17 protein-coding genes are annotated in these 15069 nt (G+C 66.0%); 5 read left to right on the forward strand and 12 right to left on the reverse strand.

Features of this window, described 5'->3' with window-relative positions; translation table 11 throughout:
• From AC07O3_RS12735 to mscL, 3 genes are all read left to right on the forward strand, one after another.
• Positions 1 to 864: YadA-like family protein (locus tag AC07O3_RS12735; protein ID WP_495339468.1), on the forward strand; the 864-nt coding region annotated here is incomplete at its 5' end.
• A gap of 158 nt (positions 865 to 1022) precedes the next feature.
• Positions 1023 to 3512: a tetratricopeptide repeat protein gene (locus AC07O3_RS12740; protein ID WP_495339469.1), complete on the forward strand. Its 2490-nt coding sequence runs from the start codon at positions 1023 to 1025 to the stop codon at positions 3510 to 3512.
• A gap of 59 nt (positions 3513 to 3571) precedes the next feature.
• Entirely contained in the window at positions 3572 to 4003 is a 432-nt protein-coding gene (gene mscL, locus AC07O3_RS12745; protein ID WP_093048667.1) for a large conductance mechanosensitive channel protein MscL, read from the forward strand.
• Here the strand turns inward: mscL and pdxA are convergent, their stop codons facing one another.
• The 3 genes from pdxA to AC07O3_RS12760 all read right to left on the reverse strand — a co-directional run bounded on the left by pdxA (position 4004) and on the right by AC07O3_RS12760 (position 7228).
• Positions 4004 to 5044 (reverse strand): 4-hydroxythreonine-4-phosphate dehydrogenase PdxA, encoded by a 1041-nt coding sequence (gene pdxA, locus AC07O3_RS12750; RefSeq protein ID WP_495339470.1) that lies wholly within the window; start codon positions 5042 to 5044, stop codon positions 4004 to 4006.
• Positions 5045 to 5105: 61 nt separating this feature from the next.
• Positions 5106 to 5879, reverse strand: coding sequence for a Nif3-like dinuclear metal center hexameric protein (locus tag AC07O3_RS12755; protein WP_495339471.1), 774 nt, complete (start codon positions 5877 to 5879; stop codon positions 5106 to 5108).
• On the reverse strand, positions 5876 to 7228 hold the full coding sequence (locus AC07O3_RS12760; RefSeq protein WP_495339472.1) for an MFS transporter: 1353 nt from the start codon (positions 7226 to 7228) through the stop codon (positions 5876 to 5878). Before AC07O3_RS12760 ends, AC07O3_RS12755 begins: the two co-directional genes overlap by 4 nt.
• 295 nt (positions 7229 to 7523) lie before the next feature.
• Between AC07O3_RS12760 and AC07O3_RS12765 the strand changes: the two genes are divergently transcribed.
• On the forward strand, positions 7524 to 8687 hold the full coding sequence (locus AC07O3_RS12765) for a trypsin-like peptidase domain-containing protein (RefSeq protein WP_093048655.1): 1164 nt from the start codon (positions 7524 to 7526) through the stop codon (positions 8685 to 8687).
• Positions 8688 to 8707: 20 nt separating this feature from the next.
• Here AC07O3_RS12765 and tatC read toward each other — a convergent pair whose 3' ends face one another.
• The 9 genes from tatC to AC07O3_RS12810 all read right to left on the reverse strand — a co-directional run bounded on the left by tatC (position 8708) and on the right by AC07O3_RS12810 (position 13593).
• Positions 8708 to 9517, reverse strand: coding sequence for a twin-arginine translocase subunit TatC (gene tatC, locus AC07O3_RS12770; protein ID WP_093075856.1), 810 nt, complete (start codon positions 9515 to 9517; stop codon positions 8708 to 8710).
• A gap of 66 nt (positions 9518 to 9583) precedes the next feature.
• On the reverse strand, positions 9584 to 10051 hold the full coding sequence (tatB, locus tag AC07O3_RS12775) for a Sec-independent protein translocase protein TatB (protein WP_007835284.1): 468 nt from the start codon (positions 10049 to 10051) through the stop codon (positions 9584 to 9586).
• A 13-nt stretch (positions 10052 to 10064) separates the two neighbouring features.
• Entirely contained in the window at positions 10065 to 10310 is a 246-nt protein-coding gene (gene tatA / locus AC07O3_RS12780; protein ID WP_093048649.1) for a Sec-independent protein translocase subunit TatA, read from the reverse strand.
• Between the two features lie 65 nt (positions 10311 to 10375).
• Entirely contained in the window at positions 10376 to 10735 is a 360-nt protein-coding gene (locus AC07O3_RS12785; protein WP_093048646.1) for a histidine triad nucleotide-binding protein, read from the reverse strand.
• A 12-nt stretch (positions 10736 to 10747) separates the two neighbouring features.
• On the reverse strand, positions 10748 to 11116 hold the full coding sequence (locus AC07O3_RS12790) for a DUF4870 family protein (RefSeq protein ID WP_176928690.1): 369 nt from the start codon (positions 11114 to 11116) through the stop codon (positions 10748 to 10750).
• The gene (locus AC07O3_RS12795; protein ID WP_093172468.1) at positions 11113 to 11520 is read right to left on the reverse strand and encodes a phosphoribosyl-ATP diphosphatase; all 408 of its coding nucleotides are present in this window, start codon (positions 11518 to 11520) and stop codon (positions 11113 to 11115) included. Before AC07O3_RS12795 ends, AC07O3_RS12790 begins: the two co-directional genes overlap by 4 nt.
• Positions 11517 to 11906, reverse strand: coding sequence for a phosphoribosyl-AMP cyclohydrolase (gene hisI / locus AC07O3_RS12800; protein ID WP_013539725.1), 390 nt, complete (start codon positions 11904 to 11906; stop codon positions 11517 to 11519). Before hisI ends, AC07O3_RS12795 begins: the two co-directional genes overlap by 4 nt.
• 42 nt (positions 11907 to 11948) lie before the next feature.
• Positions 11949 to 12734 carry an imidazole glycerol phosphate synthase subunit HisF gene (hisF, locus tag AC07O3_RS12805; RefSeq protein WP_093048640.1) on the reverse strand — a complete coding sequence of 262 codons (786 nt, stop codon included), beginning with the start codon at positions 12732 to 12734 and terminating at the stop codon, positions 11949 to 11951.
• Between the two features lie 25 nt (positions 12735 to 12759).
• Complete coding sequence (locus AC07O3_RS12810; protein WP_093075859.1) at positions 12760 to 13593, reverse strand: D-hexose-6-phosphate mutarotase; 834 nt, start codon at positions 13591 to 13593, stop codon at positions 12760 to 12762.
• Between the two features lie 167 nt (positions 13594 to 13760).
• Between AC07O3_RS12810 and AC07O3_RS12815 the strand changes: the two genes are divergently transcribed.
• Complete coding sequence (locus AC07O3_RS12815; protein WP_093048634.1) at positions 13761 to 15065, forward strand: dicarboxylate/amino acid:cation symporter; 1305 nt, start codon at positions 13761 to 13763, stop codon at positions 15063 to 15065.
• Positions 15066 to 15069 lie beyond the last annotated feature (4 nt).

Here is a 15069-nt window from a genome sequence, read left to right on the forward strand (position 1 = left end):
ACCAACGTCAGCACGACGGACCTGACCGCCAACAACGGCACCATCAACACGTTGAGCGCCACCAACGTCAGCACCACGAACTTGACGGCCAACGCCGGCACCATCAACACGCTGAGTGCCACCAACGTCAGCACCACCAACCTGACCGCCAACGCCGGCACCATCAACACGCTGAGCGCCACCAACGTCAGCACGACGAACCTGTCGGCGAGCCGCGGCACGATCAACACGTTGAGCGCAACCAACGTCAGCACCACCAACCTGTCGGCAGCCAGCGCCACCATCAACGCGCTGACCGCCAATACGGTGAGCGCCACGACGGTGAATGCAAGCACGGTGAACGCCACCACCGGCAACTTCCAGACGGTCACGGCGGCCAACGGCAACATCACGGTGCTGAACACGCAGACCGGCAACATCACCACTATCAACGCCGTGACCGGCAACGTCACGACACTGAACGCGGGCACGGTCAACGTCACGGGCAACGTGACGGCGGGCGGCACCATCACGGCGGGCAACGGCGTGGTCGCCAACGGCCGCGTGCAGAACGTGGCTCCCGGCGTCCTGCCGACGGACGCCGCGAACATGTCGCAGTTGAACCAGGTCCGCAACGAAGTGCAGGACATGCGCAAGACCAGCAGCACCGGTGCGGCCATCGCCCTGGCAGCAGCCTCGGTGCCGGCGCTCGAAGCGGGCAAGAGCTTCGGCATCGGCGTGGGCGTGGGCTCGTACGACGGCCGCTCGGCCCTCGCTGCGGCAGCCAGCTTCCGCATCGGCGAAGGCGCGCAGATCAAGGTGAACATCGGCAGCGGCAGCAGCGGCAAGGTCGGCGGCGGCATCGGCGCCTCCTGGTCCTGGTAATCCGGCCCGGCGTGCCTGCGGCGCCCCTGCGCTGTGGGAACGCCCGCTGATGAAACGGAAGGCCGGCCCCTATACTGGGTTGCCGGCCTTTTTCACTTGCATGAAGGCCGGCATTTCCTGCAGCGGCCGACCTCCTGACCCGTCCATCACACGGCTTCATGAACTCACCTTCTCTCGCCCCCGCACCCCCCACATCGGCAGCAGATGCCGGCAGCCTTCTGGAACAGGGACTGGAGCTGCACCGGGTGGGCCGTTTCGCCGAGGCCATCCAGGTCTACGAAGCCCTGCTGTCGCGCTTTCCGGAGCATGCCGACGCGCTGCACCTGACGGGCGAGGCGCTGTACCGGCAAGGGCGGCCGAAGCTGGCACTGAACTATGTGAACCGCGCAATCGCGCGGTCGCCGCACCACTTCTACTTCAATACCCGCGCGACGATCTTCATGCACATGGGCCTGCCGGCCGAAGCGCAGCAAGACCTTCGCCGCGCGATCAAGGCGCTGCCGAACTACCCCGAGGCCTACGTGAACTTGTCGGCGGTGTACCGCCAGCAGAAGAAGTTCCGCCAGGCACGCGAGGCCGCGGCTGAAGCCACGCGGCTCGCACCACAGGCGCCCGCGGCATGGAACAACGCCGGCGCAATCGACATGGAGCAGGACCGCTTCGACGAGGCGATCGTGCAGTTCCGCCAGGCGCTCGCGCTCGACCCTGGCTATGCGGCCGCGCACAAGAACATCGGCAAGATCCGCGCGCATCAAAAAGACTGGGCCGCCGCGCTCGACTCGTACGAGCGGGCCGCGGTCGACCCGCAGGATTGCGAGGCCGCCTTCATGCTCTCCAGGGCGCTGCAGAGTTGCGGCCGCACCGAGGAGGCCATCGCGCCCATGCAGCGCGCCATGCGCAACTGGCCGGCCGAGGAGCGCCACAAGGCGCTGTCCGACCCCGAAGGCGTGGCCGCGCTCTACGGCGTGTGCGGCGCGCTCGAAGGCGTGTCGATGCGCTTTGCGGAATCGGCCGAGCTCTACAAGCTGGCGCTGGAAAGCCTGCCCGAGCACGAGCTGCTGCTGAACAACCTGGGCACGGTGAACTTCCGCCTCGGCCATTTCGACACCGCCATCGAAGTGCTCAAGAAGGCGCTCGAAGTGCATCCGCGCCAGGTGCTCGCACGCTGCAACCTGGGCGTGACCTATGTGATGGCCGGCCGGTCGGAGGCGGCCATTGCGGAGTTCGAGCAGTGCCTGCGCGACGACCCCGACTTCATGCCGGCCATGGTGTGGATGCTGGGCGAAAAGGCGCACATCGCCGACTGGAACGGCGTACCCGAACTGCGCGCCAGGATCGCGGCGCTGCTGGACAACCCGAACAACGACCAGACCGTGTCGTCGTTCATCCTGATGTCGAACTACGACGATGCGCGCCGGCTGATGAACTGGACCCAGCGCTCCGCCACGCTGGCCGACCGGAACACGGGCATCAGGCCTTTCGCCGATGCCGGCGCGCGCCGCACGGCGCCGCGCATCCGCGTGGGCTACTACTCATTCGACTTCCGCAACCACCCGGTCGCGCACCTGACCGCCGAGCTGTACGGCCAGCATGACCGTAAAGATTTCGAAGTCTTCGTCTACTCCTACGGTCCGGACGACGGCCATCCTGCGCGGGCGCGCATCGCCGCGTCGGCCGAGCACTTCGTCGACATGCACGGCCAGTCGATCCAGCAGATGGCCGAGCGCATCCGCGAGGACGAGATCGACATCCTGATCGACCTCTCGGGCGACACGCGCGGCGCCAAGCCGCAGGTCATGGCCTATCACGCGGCGCCAGCGCAGCTCATGTGGCTGGGCTACATGGGCACCAGCGGCACGCCTAACTACGACTACCTGGTGTCCGACAACTTCCTCTCGCCGCCGGGCACGGAAGACTGCTACACCGAGAAGCTGCTGCGCCTGCCCGAGACCTTCCAGGTGATCGACACGAAGCGCCCGGTCAATCCGCAAAAGGCCACACGCGCCGAGCACGGCCTGCCCGAAGACGCCTTCGTGCTGTGCAACTTCTCGCAGTCGTTCAAGATCCAGCCCGAGACCTTCGAGGCGTGGGTGCGCATCGTGCAGGGCATTCCGAACTCGGTGCTGTGGCTGGCACAGGGCCCGCACGGCTTCGAGCACAACCTGCGCGCGCAATGGGACAAGGCGGGCCTGCCGGCCGAGCGCCTGATCGTGTCGCCGCGCATGCCGGTCGACCAGCATCTGGCGCGCATCGGCCTGGCTGACCTGTTCATCGACACCTTCCCCTACAGCAGCGGCGCCACCGCGAACGACGTGCTGTGGTCGGGCGTGCCACTGCTGGCGCTCACGGGCACGACGATGGTGTCGCGCATGGCGGGCAGCCTGCTCGGCGCCATCGGGCTGCCGGAGCTGGTGGCCACGAACCATGACGAGTACGTGCAGAAGGCCATCCACTACGCCACGCACCCGGAGGAGCTGGCCGCACTGCGCGCGCGGCTCGTGGCGGCCAAGGACGCGCGCCGCGGCTACTTCGACACGCCGCGCTTCGTGCGCCATCTCGAGGACGGCTTCAGGCAAATTGCCGCGCGCAGTCGTGAAGGGTTGCCGGCCGCGCATGTCGATGTTGCGCCACGCTCGCTGGAGAAGTGAGCAATCGCGGGCATACTCGACTTTCCTTCAACAGCAGAGCTCCAGCAGCCTTTTGAATCATGAGCATCCTCAGTGAATTCAAGGAATTTGCCGTCAAGGGCAATGTCATCGACCTTGCGGTCGGCGTGATCATCGGCGCAGCGTTCGGCAAGATCGTCGACTCGCTCGTGGCCGACATCATCATGCCGCTGGTCGGCGTGGTGTTCGGCAAGCTCGACTTCTCCAACCTCTATGTGGTGCTGGGCACGGCGCCCGCCGGCGTGGCGAACACGCTGGCAGACCTGAAGAAGGCCGGCGTTCCGGTGCTGGCGTATGGCAACTTCATCACCATCGCAGTCAACTTCGTGATCCTGGCCTTCATCATCTTCATCATGGTCAAGCAGATCAACCGCCTGAAGCGCAACGAAGAGCCTGCACCGGCCGCGGCCCCCGAGACACCCGAAGACGTGGTGCTGCTGCGCGAAATCCGCGACAGCCTCAAGCGCCCCTGATCAAGCGCCCTTGAGCACCCGGGCCATGCGCAGCGCCTCGACGAGGCTCGACGCATCGGCCAGCCCCGTTCCCGCGATGTCGAACGCAGTGCCGTGATCAGGGCTGGTGCGCACCAGCGGCAAGCCCAGCGTCACGTTCACACCCTTCTCCACGCCCAGGTACTTGACCGGAATCAGGCCCTGGTCGTGGTACATCGCCACCACCACGTCGAACTCGCCACTGGAGGGCACGCCGTGCCTGGCGCGTGCGCGCATGAAGACCGTGTCGGGCGCATAGGGCCCGCTGGCGTCGATGCCTTCGGCGCGCGCGGCCTCGATGGCCGGCGCGATGATCTCGCGCTCTTCCGAACCGAACAGACCGCCCTCGCCCGCATGCGGGTTGAGGCCCGCCACGCCGATGCGCGGCGCGCGGCCCAGCGCATGCGTCAACGCGCGATGCGTGATGCGCAGCGTTTCGAGCACGCCTTCGAAACGCACCGCCTCAATGGCGTTGCGCAGCGACATGTGGATGCTGACGAGCACGGTGCGCAGCTCGTCGTTGGCCAGCATCATGCGCACCGGCACGTCGGCCACGGTGCGGCCCAGATGCGCGGCCGCCTCGGCCTGCAGCAGCTCGGTGTGGCCGGGGTACGGAAAGCCGGCGGCCGACAGCGCTTCCTTGTGCAGCGGTGCGGTCACGATGGCGCCGATCTCGCCGCGCAGCGCGGCCCGCGCGGCCCAGATCACGCATTCGCCCGCCACGCGGCCGGCCTCTGCGCTGATGCGGCCCGTTTCGATGTGCGAAGGTGGCGCGATCACCTGCAGCGCGGGGATGCAGCCCGGCGGTACGGTCGCGGCTTCGGCGACGGATTCGATCTCGAGCACAGGCCAAGCCAGCTGACCCGGCCCGGCCAGGGCCTGCGAGGCCTGGCGCATCGTGCCCACGTCGCCGGCGACGAAGGCGCTGCGGGTCGCGTCAGGTGCATCACGAAACGCCTTGACGATGATCTCCGGCCCGATACCCGCGGGATCGCCCAGCGTGATGGCAATGGCCCCGCTCATTGAAATACCTCCGTGCTTCGCACTGCGGTGCGAGCTTGCTTGGGGCGGCCCGGCGCTGCGCTCATGCCGGGTTGTCGATGTCGATGAACTCGTGCTTCAGCCCGAGCTGCGCCGCCACATGCCCGGCCACCGCCGGCGCGCCGTAGCGTTCGGTGGCGTGGTGCCCGCAAGCCAGGAAAGCCACGCCCATCTCGCGCGCGTAGTGAGCCTGGGGCTCCGAGATTTCGCCGGTGATGAAGGCGTCGGCGCCGGCCGCGATGGCGGCTTCGAAGTAGCCCTGCGCGCCACCCGTGCACCAAGCTACGTTTTTGATAGCGCGATGCGCCATATCGACGAGCGTGACCGGCCTTTTAAGCACACCTTCGACGTGCATGGCGAGCGCCTTGGCGTTGGCAAAGCTCTCGCCGCTTTCCTGCATTCCGAGAAAGCCCAGCTCCTGCTCGCCGAAGCGCCCGGTCGAACCGGCATGGGCCACGAGCCCCAGCTTCAGGCCGAGCTGCGCGTTGTTGCCGAGTTCGGGATGCGCATCGAGCGGCAGGTGGTAGGCGAACAGGTTGACGTCGTCGCCCAGCAGCAGGCCCAGGCGCTGCTTCATCCAGCCGGTGACGCAGCCGTCCTGGCCGCGCCAGAACAGGCCATGGTGAACGAAGATGGCATCGGCCTCGGCCTGGATCGCGGCCTCGATCAGCGCGCGGCTGGCGGTCACGCCCGAGACGATCTTGCGGACCACGGTGCGCCCTTCGACCTGCAGGCCGTTGGGTCCGTAGTCCTTGAAGCGCCCGGGGGCCAGCAGCAGGTCGAATGCGTGGAGCAGTTCGTGGCGGGTGGTGCTCATCGCGCCATTGTCGCGCCGCCCGCGGGGGCCGCGCCATCCCGCATGGCATGGCCGCGTGCGGCCAGGGGCAGGAACGCCAGCAGGAAGCCCAGCCCGGCCAGCACCGCGACGTAATGCGCCGGCGCCATCGTGTCGCGCTGCAGCCAGAGCGTCAGGATCACCGGCGTCAGCCCGCCGAAGACCGCGTAAGACATGTTGTAGGCGAACGAAAGCCCGGTGAAGCGCACCGGCGCCGGGAAGGCGCGCACGCCCGCAATCGGCACGGTAGCAATGGTGCCCACGAACAGGCCCACCAGCCCGTAGTGCCAGAACAGCGTGGCCGGCGTGCCGGGCAGCCCGCTGTAGAACAGGTAGGCCGTGACGAACAGGCCGCCCCAGCCGACAAGCATCACGGTGCGCGTGCCGATGCGGTCGCTGGCCCAGCCAGCCAGCATGCAGCCAATGGTCAGCGTGAGCGTGGCGAGCGCGTTGGCCTCGAGCGCCAGCGCGGCGGGAATGTGGTGCACCTTCTGCAGATACGTGGGCGTGTACAGGACCACGACCACGATGGCGGCAGACAGCACCCAGGTCAGCAGCGCGACGTACACGCAGGCCAGGCGGTGCTCGCGCAGCACGGTGCGCAGCGGCATCTCGCGCGCCACGCTGCGGCGGCCAGCCAGCTCCTTGAAGACCGGCGTCTCGTGCAGGAACCGGCGCAGGTACACCGACACCAGCCCGAACACGCCGCCCAGGATGAAGGGAATGCGCCAGGCGAAGTCGCTCACCTGCTCGGGCGAATAGTGGCGGTTGATGGCCACCGCGATCAGCGAGCCCAGCAGGATGCCGCCGGTGATGCCCGAAGTCAGCATGCCGATGCCGAAGCCGTAGCGCTTCGCCGGTACGTGCTCGCCCACGAACACCCAGGCGCCGGGCATCTCGCCGCCGATGGCCGCGCCCTGCAGCACGCGCATCGCCAGCAGCAGCAGGGGCGCCGCAACGCCGATGCTCGCGTAGGTCGGCAGCAGGCCGATCACCAGCGTGGGCGCAGCCATCAGGAAGATCGACAGCGTGAACATGCGCTTGCGGCCGAAGATGTCGCCGAAATGCGCGATGACGATGCCGCCCACCGGGCGTGCGAGGTAGCCGGCCGCGAAGATGCCGAAGGTCTGCAGCTGCCGCAGCCAGTCGGGCATGTCGGTCGGGAAGAACAGCGCGCCCAGCACGGTGGCAAAGAACACGTAGATGACGAAGTCGTAGAACTCCAGGGTGCCGCCGAGGGCGGACAGGCCGAGGGTCTTGTAGTCGCTCGAGTCGAGCGTGCGTGCCGGCGCCGGCTGCGCGCCGTCCGGGAAGGTTGCTTCTGAAGTCATGGCTGGCAGGGAGATCGTGATCGCGCGCCAGCCCGCGGGACCGGGTGACAAAACGGAAAAATGGCGCGCTGGCGAAATGCCTGGCCGCTTCCACCGGGTGGGCAGCGCGGGAGGCCTGAAAAACACGGGCCGGATGGGACCGACCTGCGATGCTAGGTGTTAACCCGGCTTTACGTACGCAGGAAGTCTTAATCTCGACCTCTGCGAGCGGTTTCTGCACCAGGCGGTTGAGGGACAATTGACAACATTGCTGCGTTGCACTGCAGCCTTCCAACGTCTTTTTCACCAATCTTTCATGAAACGCACCTGGCTGCTCTTCGCCCAAGCCGTGACCGTCCTGCTCGCGGCCTACTTCGTCGTCGCGACGCTCAAGCCCGAGTGGATCAACAAGCGCGCAACCTCGCTGGGTGGCGTGGTGTCGATCGTCGAGGCACCGGCCGGCAACCCGGGCGTGACGACGCCCGGCAGCCTGAGCGTGCCGGCCAAGAAGGCCTCCCCGGCGGTGGTGAGCATCAACACCAGCAAGGCCGCGCAGCGCCACCCGCGAAGCAACGACCCGTGGTTCCGCTTCTTCTTCGGCGACCAGGACGACCAGCCCCAGGTGGGCCTGGGCAGCGGCGTGATCGTGAGCCCCGACGGCTACATCCTCACCAACAACCACGTGGTCGAGGGCGCCGACGAGATCGAAGTGACGCTCAACGACAGCCGCCATGCGCGCGGCAAGGTGATCGGCACCGATCCCGACACCGACCTGGCCGTGCTGAAGATCGAGCTCGACAAGCTGCCGGTGATCGTGCTGGGCGATTCCGACGCGCTGCAGGTGGGTGACCAGGTGCTGGCCATCGGCAACCCCTTCGGCGTGGGCCAGACCGTGACCAGCGGCATCGTCTCGGCACTGGGCCGCAACCAGCTCGGCATCAACAACTTCGAGAACTTCATCCAGACCGACGCGGCCATCAACCCCGGCAACTCGGGTGGCGCGCTGATCGACGTCAACGGCAACCTGCAGGGCATCAACACCGCGATCTACTCGCGCTCGGGCGGCAGCATGGGCATCGGCTTCGCCATTCCGGTGTCGATGGCCAAGATCGTGCTCGAGGGGATCGTGAAGGAAGGCCAGGTGCGCCGCGGCTGGATCGGCGTGGAGCCGAGCGACCTGTCGCCCGAACTCGCCGAGACCTTCGGCGTGAAGGCGGACGCGGGCGTGATCATCACCGGCGTGCTGCAGAACGGCCCGGCCGCCAAGGCCGGCATTCGCCCGGGTGACGTGATCACCTCGGTCGGCGAGAAGAAGACCGACAACGTGCAGGCGCTGCTGACCGCGGTGGCCGGCCTGAAGCCAGGCAGCACCTCGCGGTTCGCGCTGCAGCGCGGCAGCGACAAGATGGAGCTGGATGTGACGCCAGGTCTGCGCCCGAAGAGCCCGGTCCGGCAGGTACCGCCGAGTCAGCCCGAATAACGGGCTGTCAGGTCGGTCGATCAGGATTGCGCTGAATCAGCGCTTTCCTCTTCCTCTGGCTTCTTGCCGGAACTGGCGAAGTACCTGGCACCGATGATGCCCACTTCGTACAGCAGGCACATCGGCACCGCCAGCGCCAGCTGCGACACCACGTCGGGCGGCGTGAGCACCGCGGCAACGACGAACGCGACCACGATGAAGTAGCCGCGGAAGGACTTCAGCTTCTCGATGGTCACCATCTCGAAACGCACCAGCAGCATCACGACGATCGGCACCTGGAAGGCCACGCCGAAGGCGATGTAGAGCGACAGGATCGCCTCGACGTACGAGGAAATATCGGGCGTTGCTTGCACCGCGGAGGGTGCGAAGCGCTGGATGAAGCTGAACATCTTGTCCAGCACGAAGAGCTGCACGAACGCGATGCCCGCATAGGCCAGCAGGCTGCCGAAGAAGATCAGCGGCAGCGCGAATTTCTTTTCATGGCTGTAGAGCCCCGGCGCAATGAACATCCACGCCTGGTACATGAGCCAGGGCAGCGCCAGCAGCACGGCGGCCATCATCAAAACCTTGAGCGGCACGAAGAACGGCGAGAACACGCCGATGGCGATCAGCTTCGCGTCGTGCGGCATGTGCGCCTTGATCGGCATCGCGATCAGGTCGATCAGCCCGCCCGGGCCGGGCCAGATGGCCAGCAGGATGCCCGCGACCACGAGGCCGTAGACGCAATAGAGCAGGCGGTCGCGAAGCTCGACCAGGTGCGCCACGAACGGCTGTTCGGTGCCCGCCAGCTCGTCTTCTTTGTCTTTGTTCTTGTTGTCGGAATCAGCCATTGGAAAAGAAGATAGCGTGACGTCGGCCGGCGTGCGGCGCGCGCAGAACGCGGTGTTGTGGATGCGCTAGTTGATCTTGTTGATCGTGTGCGGGCGGAAGCGCGCAACGCGCGCCGCGCCCGACAGCGCCTTGGTGCGCACGCCGTTGCGCGCCTTGTACCACTGTGGCGTGGCGCCCTGTTTCAGGCGCCAGTTCTTGCGGGGGTGCTTGTATTCGGGCGGCGACGGCTCGGGTTCGGCCAGCGCCGAGAGGGTTTCGCCCGAACCGCTGAACTGCTTCTCGAATTCGCTCGCGCCCGTGTGGATGCTGTGCTCGACGTCGCGCGCCGCATCCTCGACGGTGGTCTTCATCTTGCGGAGCTCGTCGAGCTCCATCGAGCGGTTGACTTCGGCCTTGACGTCGTTCACGTAGCGCTGCGCCTTGCCAAGCAGGGTGCCGACGGTGCGAGCCACGCGCGGCAGCTTTTCCGGGCCGATGACGATCAGCGCCACGACGCCGATCAGCGCCAGCTTCTCAATGCCGAGGTCGAGCACGTGCGGTCCGCGCTCAGGACTTCTGACGCGCTTCGACGTCGATCGTCGGCTTGTCGCTGTTGGCCGGCTGGCCGGTCACTTGCTGGGCGGGGGCCGACGAAGCGGCGGCATCGGACGAGCTGCCGTCCTTCATGCCGTCCTTGAAGCCCTTGACGGCGCCGCCAAGATCCGAACCCATGTTCCGCAGCTTCTTGGTGCCGAAGATCATGACCACTACGAGCAGCACGATCAGCCAGTGCCAGATGGAAAAAGAACCCATGGAGAACTCCTAAGAATGTGTCCGATTTTAGTCGGGCGGAATGTGACAGTTTGGCTTAATGCCGCTCAGCCGCGAAGCCACGGCCGGGGACCACCCATGACATGGACATGGAGATGGTGAACCTCCTGCCCACCCTCGGTGCCGGTATTGACCACGACCCGGTAGCCGCCGTCCGGATAGGGCCTACAGCCCTGCTCCAGCGCCAGCTTGGGCGCCAGGATCATGATCTTGCCCATCAGCGCCTCGTCGTCGGGCGTCAACTGGGCCATCGAGGCGATGTGCTTCTTGGGCACCAGCATGAAATGCACCGGCGCCCAGGGCGCGATGTCGTGGAAGCCGAACAGGTCTTCGTCTTCGTAGACCTTGCGCGAGGGAATCTTGCCCTCGATGATTTTGCAGAAGATGCAGTTGGGATCGTGTGACATGGAGGTTGTTCGTTAGACAGCCATGGGCTTGCGTTCGCTCCAGTTCAGCCAGCCCTTGACCAGCCGGTAGATCATCCACACGGCAGTGACGAAGAGAATGGGGAAGCCGATCAGGATCCAGATGGTGATAAACCCCAGGATGGACCAGACCAGGCCCCACCAGAAGGTGCGGATCTGCCAGGTGAAGTGGCTTTGATAGAGCGTGCCCTCCGTATCCTCGCGCTTGAGGTAGTTGAGCACGATGCCCACGATCCCCGTGAGGCCGCCCGTGAACCACGAAAGCGCATAGAGGATGTACACCGCCAGCGTGATCTGGCGCAGGCTTTCCAGCTGCTCGGGCGTCTTGCCGGAGATGTCGTCGATCGCGGTGATTTCGTTCATTCGGAGGCCTGGCCTTTCTGCTGCTCTTCGATGCCGCGTTGCTGCACCTTGCGCAGCGCTTTTTCCTCGATGCCGCTGGTGCCCTCCCGGCGCTCGAGTTCCGCGGTGACGTCTGACGGGGAAAAACCGTAGTGCGCCAGCGCCACCATGGTGTGGAACCACAGGTCGGCCACTTCGTTCACTATTTTCGAGCGGTCGCCGCCATGGTCGGCGTCCTTGGCGGCCATCACGACCTCGGTGGCTTCCTCGCCGATTTTCTTGAGGAAGGCGTCGGGGCCCTTGTGCAGCAAGCGCGCGACGTAGCTCTTCTCGGGATCGCCGCCGCGCGCGGGCAGGCGGCTTTCGATGACCGCGGCCAGGCGTGCGAGGGCGTCGGAGGTGTTGCTGTTCACTGTGGCCGTCATTTGTAGATCGACTCCGGGTCTTTCAAGACGGGTTCGACCACCGTCCACTGGCCCTTTTCGTACTTGCTGAAGAAGCAGCTGTGGCGCCCGGTGTGGCAGGCGATGCCGGGCTCGTGGCCGAGCTGGGTGACCTTGAGCAGCACCACGTCGTTGTCGCAGTCGAGGCGGATCTCGTGCACGGTCTGCACGTGGCCCGACTCCTCGCCCTTGAACCAGAGCTTGTTGCGCGAGCGGCTGAAATACACCGCGCGGCCCAGCTCGGCGGTCTTTTCGAGCGCCTCGCGGTTCATCCAGGCGAACATCAGCACGTCGTTGCTGCCCTGTTCCTGCGCGATGACCGGCACCAGGCCGTTCGCGTCCCACTTCACTTCATCGAGCCAATTCATGGAAGTATTGTCGGGGATAGGAAAAGACCCTTTGGACACGCTTCAAGCATCGATCCGCACGGGAATGCCGCGCGCAGCCATGCGGGCCTTGGCCTCGCCCACCGTGTGCTCGCCGTAGTGGAAGATGCTGGCCGCCAGCACGGCGTCGGCGCCGCCGGTCTGGATGCCGTCGGCCAGGTCGTCGAGGCTGCCCACGCCGCCCGAGGCGATCACCGGCACGCTGACGGCATTGCTCACCGCGCGGGTCAATTCCAGGTCGAAGCCGCTCTTGGTGCCGTCCCGGTCCATGCTGGTCAGCAGGATCTCGCCGGCGCCGCGGCGCGCCATCTCGGTCGCCCATTCGACGGCGTCGAGGCCGGTGTTCTTGCGCCCGCCGTGGCTGTATACGTCCCAGCCCGCGCCGCGGGTGGCGGCTTCTTCGGGACTGCGGCGCTTGGCGTCGATGGCGACCACGATGCATTGCGAGCCGTACTTCTGTGCGGCGTCGCTGATCACCTGCGGATCGGCGATGGCGGCCGAGTTGAAGCTGGTCTTGTCGGCTCCGGCGTTGAGCAGCCGGCGCACGTCGGCCACCGTGCGCACGCCGCCGCCCACGGTCAGCGGAATGAAGATCTGCGAAGCCACCGCCTCGATGATCGGCAGGATCAGGTCGCGGCCGTCGCTGGTGGCGGTGATGTCGAGAAAGGTCAGTTCGTCGGCGCCCTGGGCGTTGTAGCGCGCGGCGATCTCGACCGGATCGCCGGCATCGCGCAGTTCGAGGAAGTTGACGCCCTTGACGACGCGGCCGCCGGTGACGTCGAGGCAGGGAATGATGCGTTTGGCAAGCATGGGATGTTGAACAACCGGTAGGGAATCAGAGAACGCGGAGCTGTTGCCAGCCCTGCCATTGGGCGCCAGGCATCAGCAGCACGGGCTCGTCGATGCGGGCGGCCTCCACGCAGAGCATGTGGCGAAAGCCATCGGCAGGCATGTCGGCGAGTTTCGCACCGAGCACCGCGCCGGGGTTCCAGACCACGGTTTCGCTGCAGCTCGCGCTTTGGGAGATTTCGAGCTTGCCGCCCGGCTGGACCAGCCGCAGCGGCTGGGCGGGCGCGGCATAGACGCTGTCGAACTCTGCATCGAAATGCAACGCTGCCGCGGTTTCCACCCAGCGGTCGTCGCGCAGCGAATCCCAGCGGTTGGCGCCCTGCAGGCCCTCAAGCCGCACGTTGGCGATGTCGTCGACGCGCAGGTAGGTGTGCAGCGCGGCGGCAAAGGTCCAGGGTGCGCGGTCGATGTTGACCAGCGTGAGCGTCGTGCGCAGCTGGCCGCCGGACAAAGCGGCTTCAAGCCGCGCCTCAAAAGCGTGCGGCCAGAGCTTTCGGGTGGCTTCGGAGTCGCGAAGCGTCAGCCTCAGCGTTTCGGGCGCATCCGAAACCTCGTGCACCCAAGGCAAATTGCGCATGAATCCATGCTTGGGCAACATGCCGCGCTGGTTGAATTGGGGGCAGCAAATGGGCACGCCGCCGCGGATGGCTGTATGCCCGTCGAACACCGCCGAAGGGCTCAGGTAGAGCCTTTCCACCCCGTCAGCCGCGGTCCAAGAGAGCACTTGCGCCCCATGCAAGGCCACCGTGAGGGTGCTCCCATCGATGCCGTTGGCACGCAGAGCGGGCTGGCCGCGAAACTCGATCGGGGTGATTTCCATGGCGAGAATTGTAGGCAGCACCCGCACCGTGGCACGGAATTGGCATCAAGGGCCATTGCGTGCCCGGGGCCTTCTTGGATACCCTGTGATCGCTTGCATCGAGGGACAACGTGCAAGTCGGTCCCGTGCACTCGGAAAAACTACTCTCACACGACAAGGGGATACGCATGAAGAAGCTGCCGATGGCCGCCTGGATCCTGATCGCGATGGTGCTCGGCATCATCGTGGGCTACATGATCTTCTCCAGCTTTCCGGACAAGAAAGCCGCGAAAGAAATCGCAGACTACGTCTCCATCATCTCGGACGTGTTCCTGCGCCTGATCAAGATGCTGATCGGCCCGCTGGTGTTCTCCACGCTGGTGGTGGGCATCGCGCACATGGGCGACGCCAAGTCGGTCGGCCGCGTGTTCGGCAAGGCCATCGGCTGGTTTCTCACCGCCTCGCTGATCTCGCTGGTCATCGGCCTGGTCATGGCCAACCTGCTCAAGCCCGGCGAAAACCTCGGCCTGCCGCTGCCTGACATCGGCGCCTCGGCCAACCTTGCCACCTCGAAATTCACGCTGAAAGACTTCGTGAGCCACACGGTGCCGAAGTCCTTCGTCGAGGCCATGGCCAACAACGAGATCCTGCAGATCGTGGTGTTCTCGATGTTCTTCGGCGTGGCGCTCGCCTCGCTGGGCGACAAGGCCAAGACGCTGGTCGCCGCCATCGAGGAGCTGTCGCACGCCATGCTCAAGATCACCGGCTACGTCATGAAGCTCGCGCCGCTCGCGGTGCTGGCCGCCATGGCCGCCACGGTGGCCGTCAACGGCCTGGGCATCCTGCTGAAGTTCGCGGTGTTCATGGGCGACTTCTACCTGGGCCTGTTCGTGCTGTGGAGCGTGCTGGTGCTGGCGGGCTTCCTGTTCCTCGGCCCGCGCGTGTTCAAGCTGCTGGTGCTCATCAAGGAAGCCTTCCTGCTGTCGTTTGCCACTGCCAGTTCGGAAGCGGCCTACCCGAAGATCCTGCAGGCGCTCGACCGTTTCGGCGTGAAGCGCAAGATCTCCAGCTTCGTGATGCCGATGGGCTACTCGTTCAACCTCGACGGCTCGATGATGTACTGCACCTTCGCCGTGCTCTTCATCGCGCAGGCCTACAACATCCACATGCCGATCAGCACGCAGATCACCATGCTGCTGATCCTGATGCTCACCTCCAAGGGCATGGCCGGCGTGCCGCGCGCCTCGCTGGTGGTGATCGCAGCCACGCTGAACCACTTCGACATTCCCGAGGCCGGCCTGCTGCTGATCCTGGGCGTGGACACCTTCCTCGACATGGGCCGCTCCGCCACCAACGCAGTGGGCAACTCCATCGCCACCGCGGTGGTTGCCAAGTGGGAGGGCGAGCTGATGTCCGAGAGCGATGCCGAGGTCAACGCCAAGGCGCTCGACGAGGAAGCCAGCGCCACCCTCGCCCACCCCGCCCACGCGTGAGGCG

It is taken from the genome of Variovorax sp. GW821-FHT09D05, assembly GCF_059416325.1.

What these genes read in the sequence shown, in the direction of transcription:
- AC07O3_RS12740 (WP_495339469.1), top strand. Translation starts at nt 1,023, where the DNA reads ATGAACTCACCTTCTCTCGCCCCCGCACCCCCCACATCGGCAGCAGAT.
- mscL (WP_093048667.1), top strand. Translation starts at nt 3,572, where the DNA reads ATGAGCATCCTCAGTGAATTCAAGGAATTTGCCGTCAAGGGCAATGTC.
- pdxA (WP_495339470.1), bottom strand. Translation starts at nt 5,044, where the DNA reads ATGAGCGGGGCCATTGCCATCACGCTGGGCGATCCCGCGGGTATCGGG.
- AC07O3_RS12755 (WP_495339471.1), bottom strand. Translation starts at nt 5,879, where the DNA reads ATGAGCACCACCCGCCACGAACTGCTCCACGCATTCGACCTGCTGCTG.
- AC07O3_RS12760 (WP_495339472.1), bottom strand. Translation starts at nt 7,228, where the DNA reads ATGACTTCAGAAGCAACCTTCCCGGACGGCGCGCAGCCGGCGCCGGCA.
- AC07O3_RS12765 (WP_093048655.1), top strand. Translation starts at nt 7,524, where the DNA reads ATGAAACGCACCTGGCTGCTCTTCGCCCAAGCCGTGACCGTCCTGCTC.
- tatC (WP_093075856.1), bottom strand. Translation starts at nt 9,517, where the DNA reads ATGGCTGATTCCGACAACAAGAACAAAGACAAAGAAGACGAGCTGGCG.
- tatA (WP_093048649.1), bottom strand. Translation starts at nt 10,310, where the DNA reads ATGGGTTCTTTTTCCATCTGGCACTGGCTGATCGTGCTGCTCGTAGTG.
- AC07O3_RS12785 (WP_093048646.1), bottom strand. Translation starts at nt 10,735, where the DNA reads ATGTCACACGATCCCAACTGCATCTTCTGCAAAATCATCGAGGGCAAG.
- AC07O3_RS12790 (WP_176928690.1), bottom strand. Translation starts at nt 11,116, where the DNA reads ATGAACGAAATCACCGCGATCGACGACATCTCCGGCAAGACGCCCGAG.
- AC07O3_RS12795 (WP_093172468.1), bottom strand. Translation starts at nt 11,520, where the DNA reads ATGACGGCCACAGTGAACAGCAACACCTCCGACGCCCTCGCACGCCTG.
- hisI (WP_013539725.1), bottom strand. Translation starts at nt 11,906, where the DNA reads ATGAATTGGCTCGATGAAGTGAAGTGGGACGCGAACGGCCTGGTGCCG.
- hisF (WP_093048640.1), bottom strand. Translation starts at nt 12,734, where the DNA reads ATGCTTGCCAAACGCATCATTCCCTGCCTCGACGTCACCGGCGGCCGC.
- AC07O3_RS12810 (WP_093075859.1), bottom strand. Translation starts at nt 13,593, where the DNA reads ATGGAAATCACCCCGATCGAGTTTCGCGGCCAGCCCGCTCTGCGTGCC.
- AC07O3_RS12815 (WP_093048634.1), top strand. Translation starts at nt 13,761, where the DNA reads ATGAAGAAGCTGCCGATGGCCGCCTGGATCCTGATCGCGATGGTGCTC.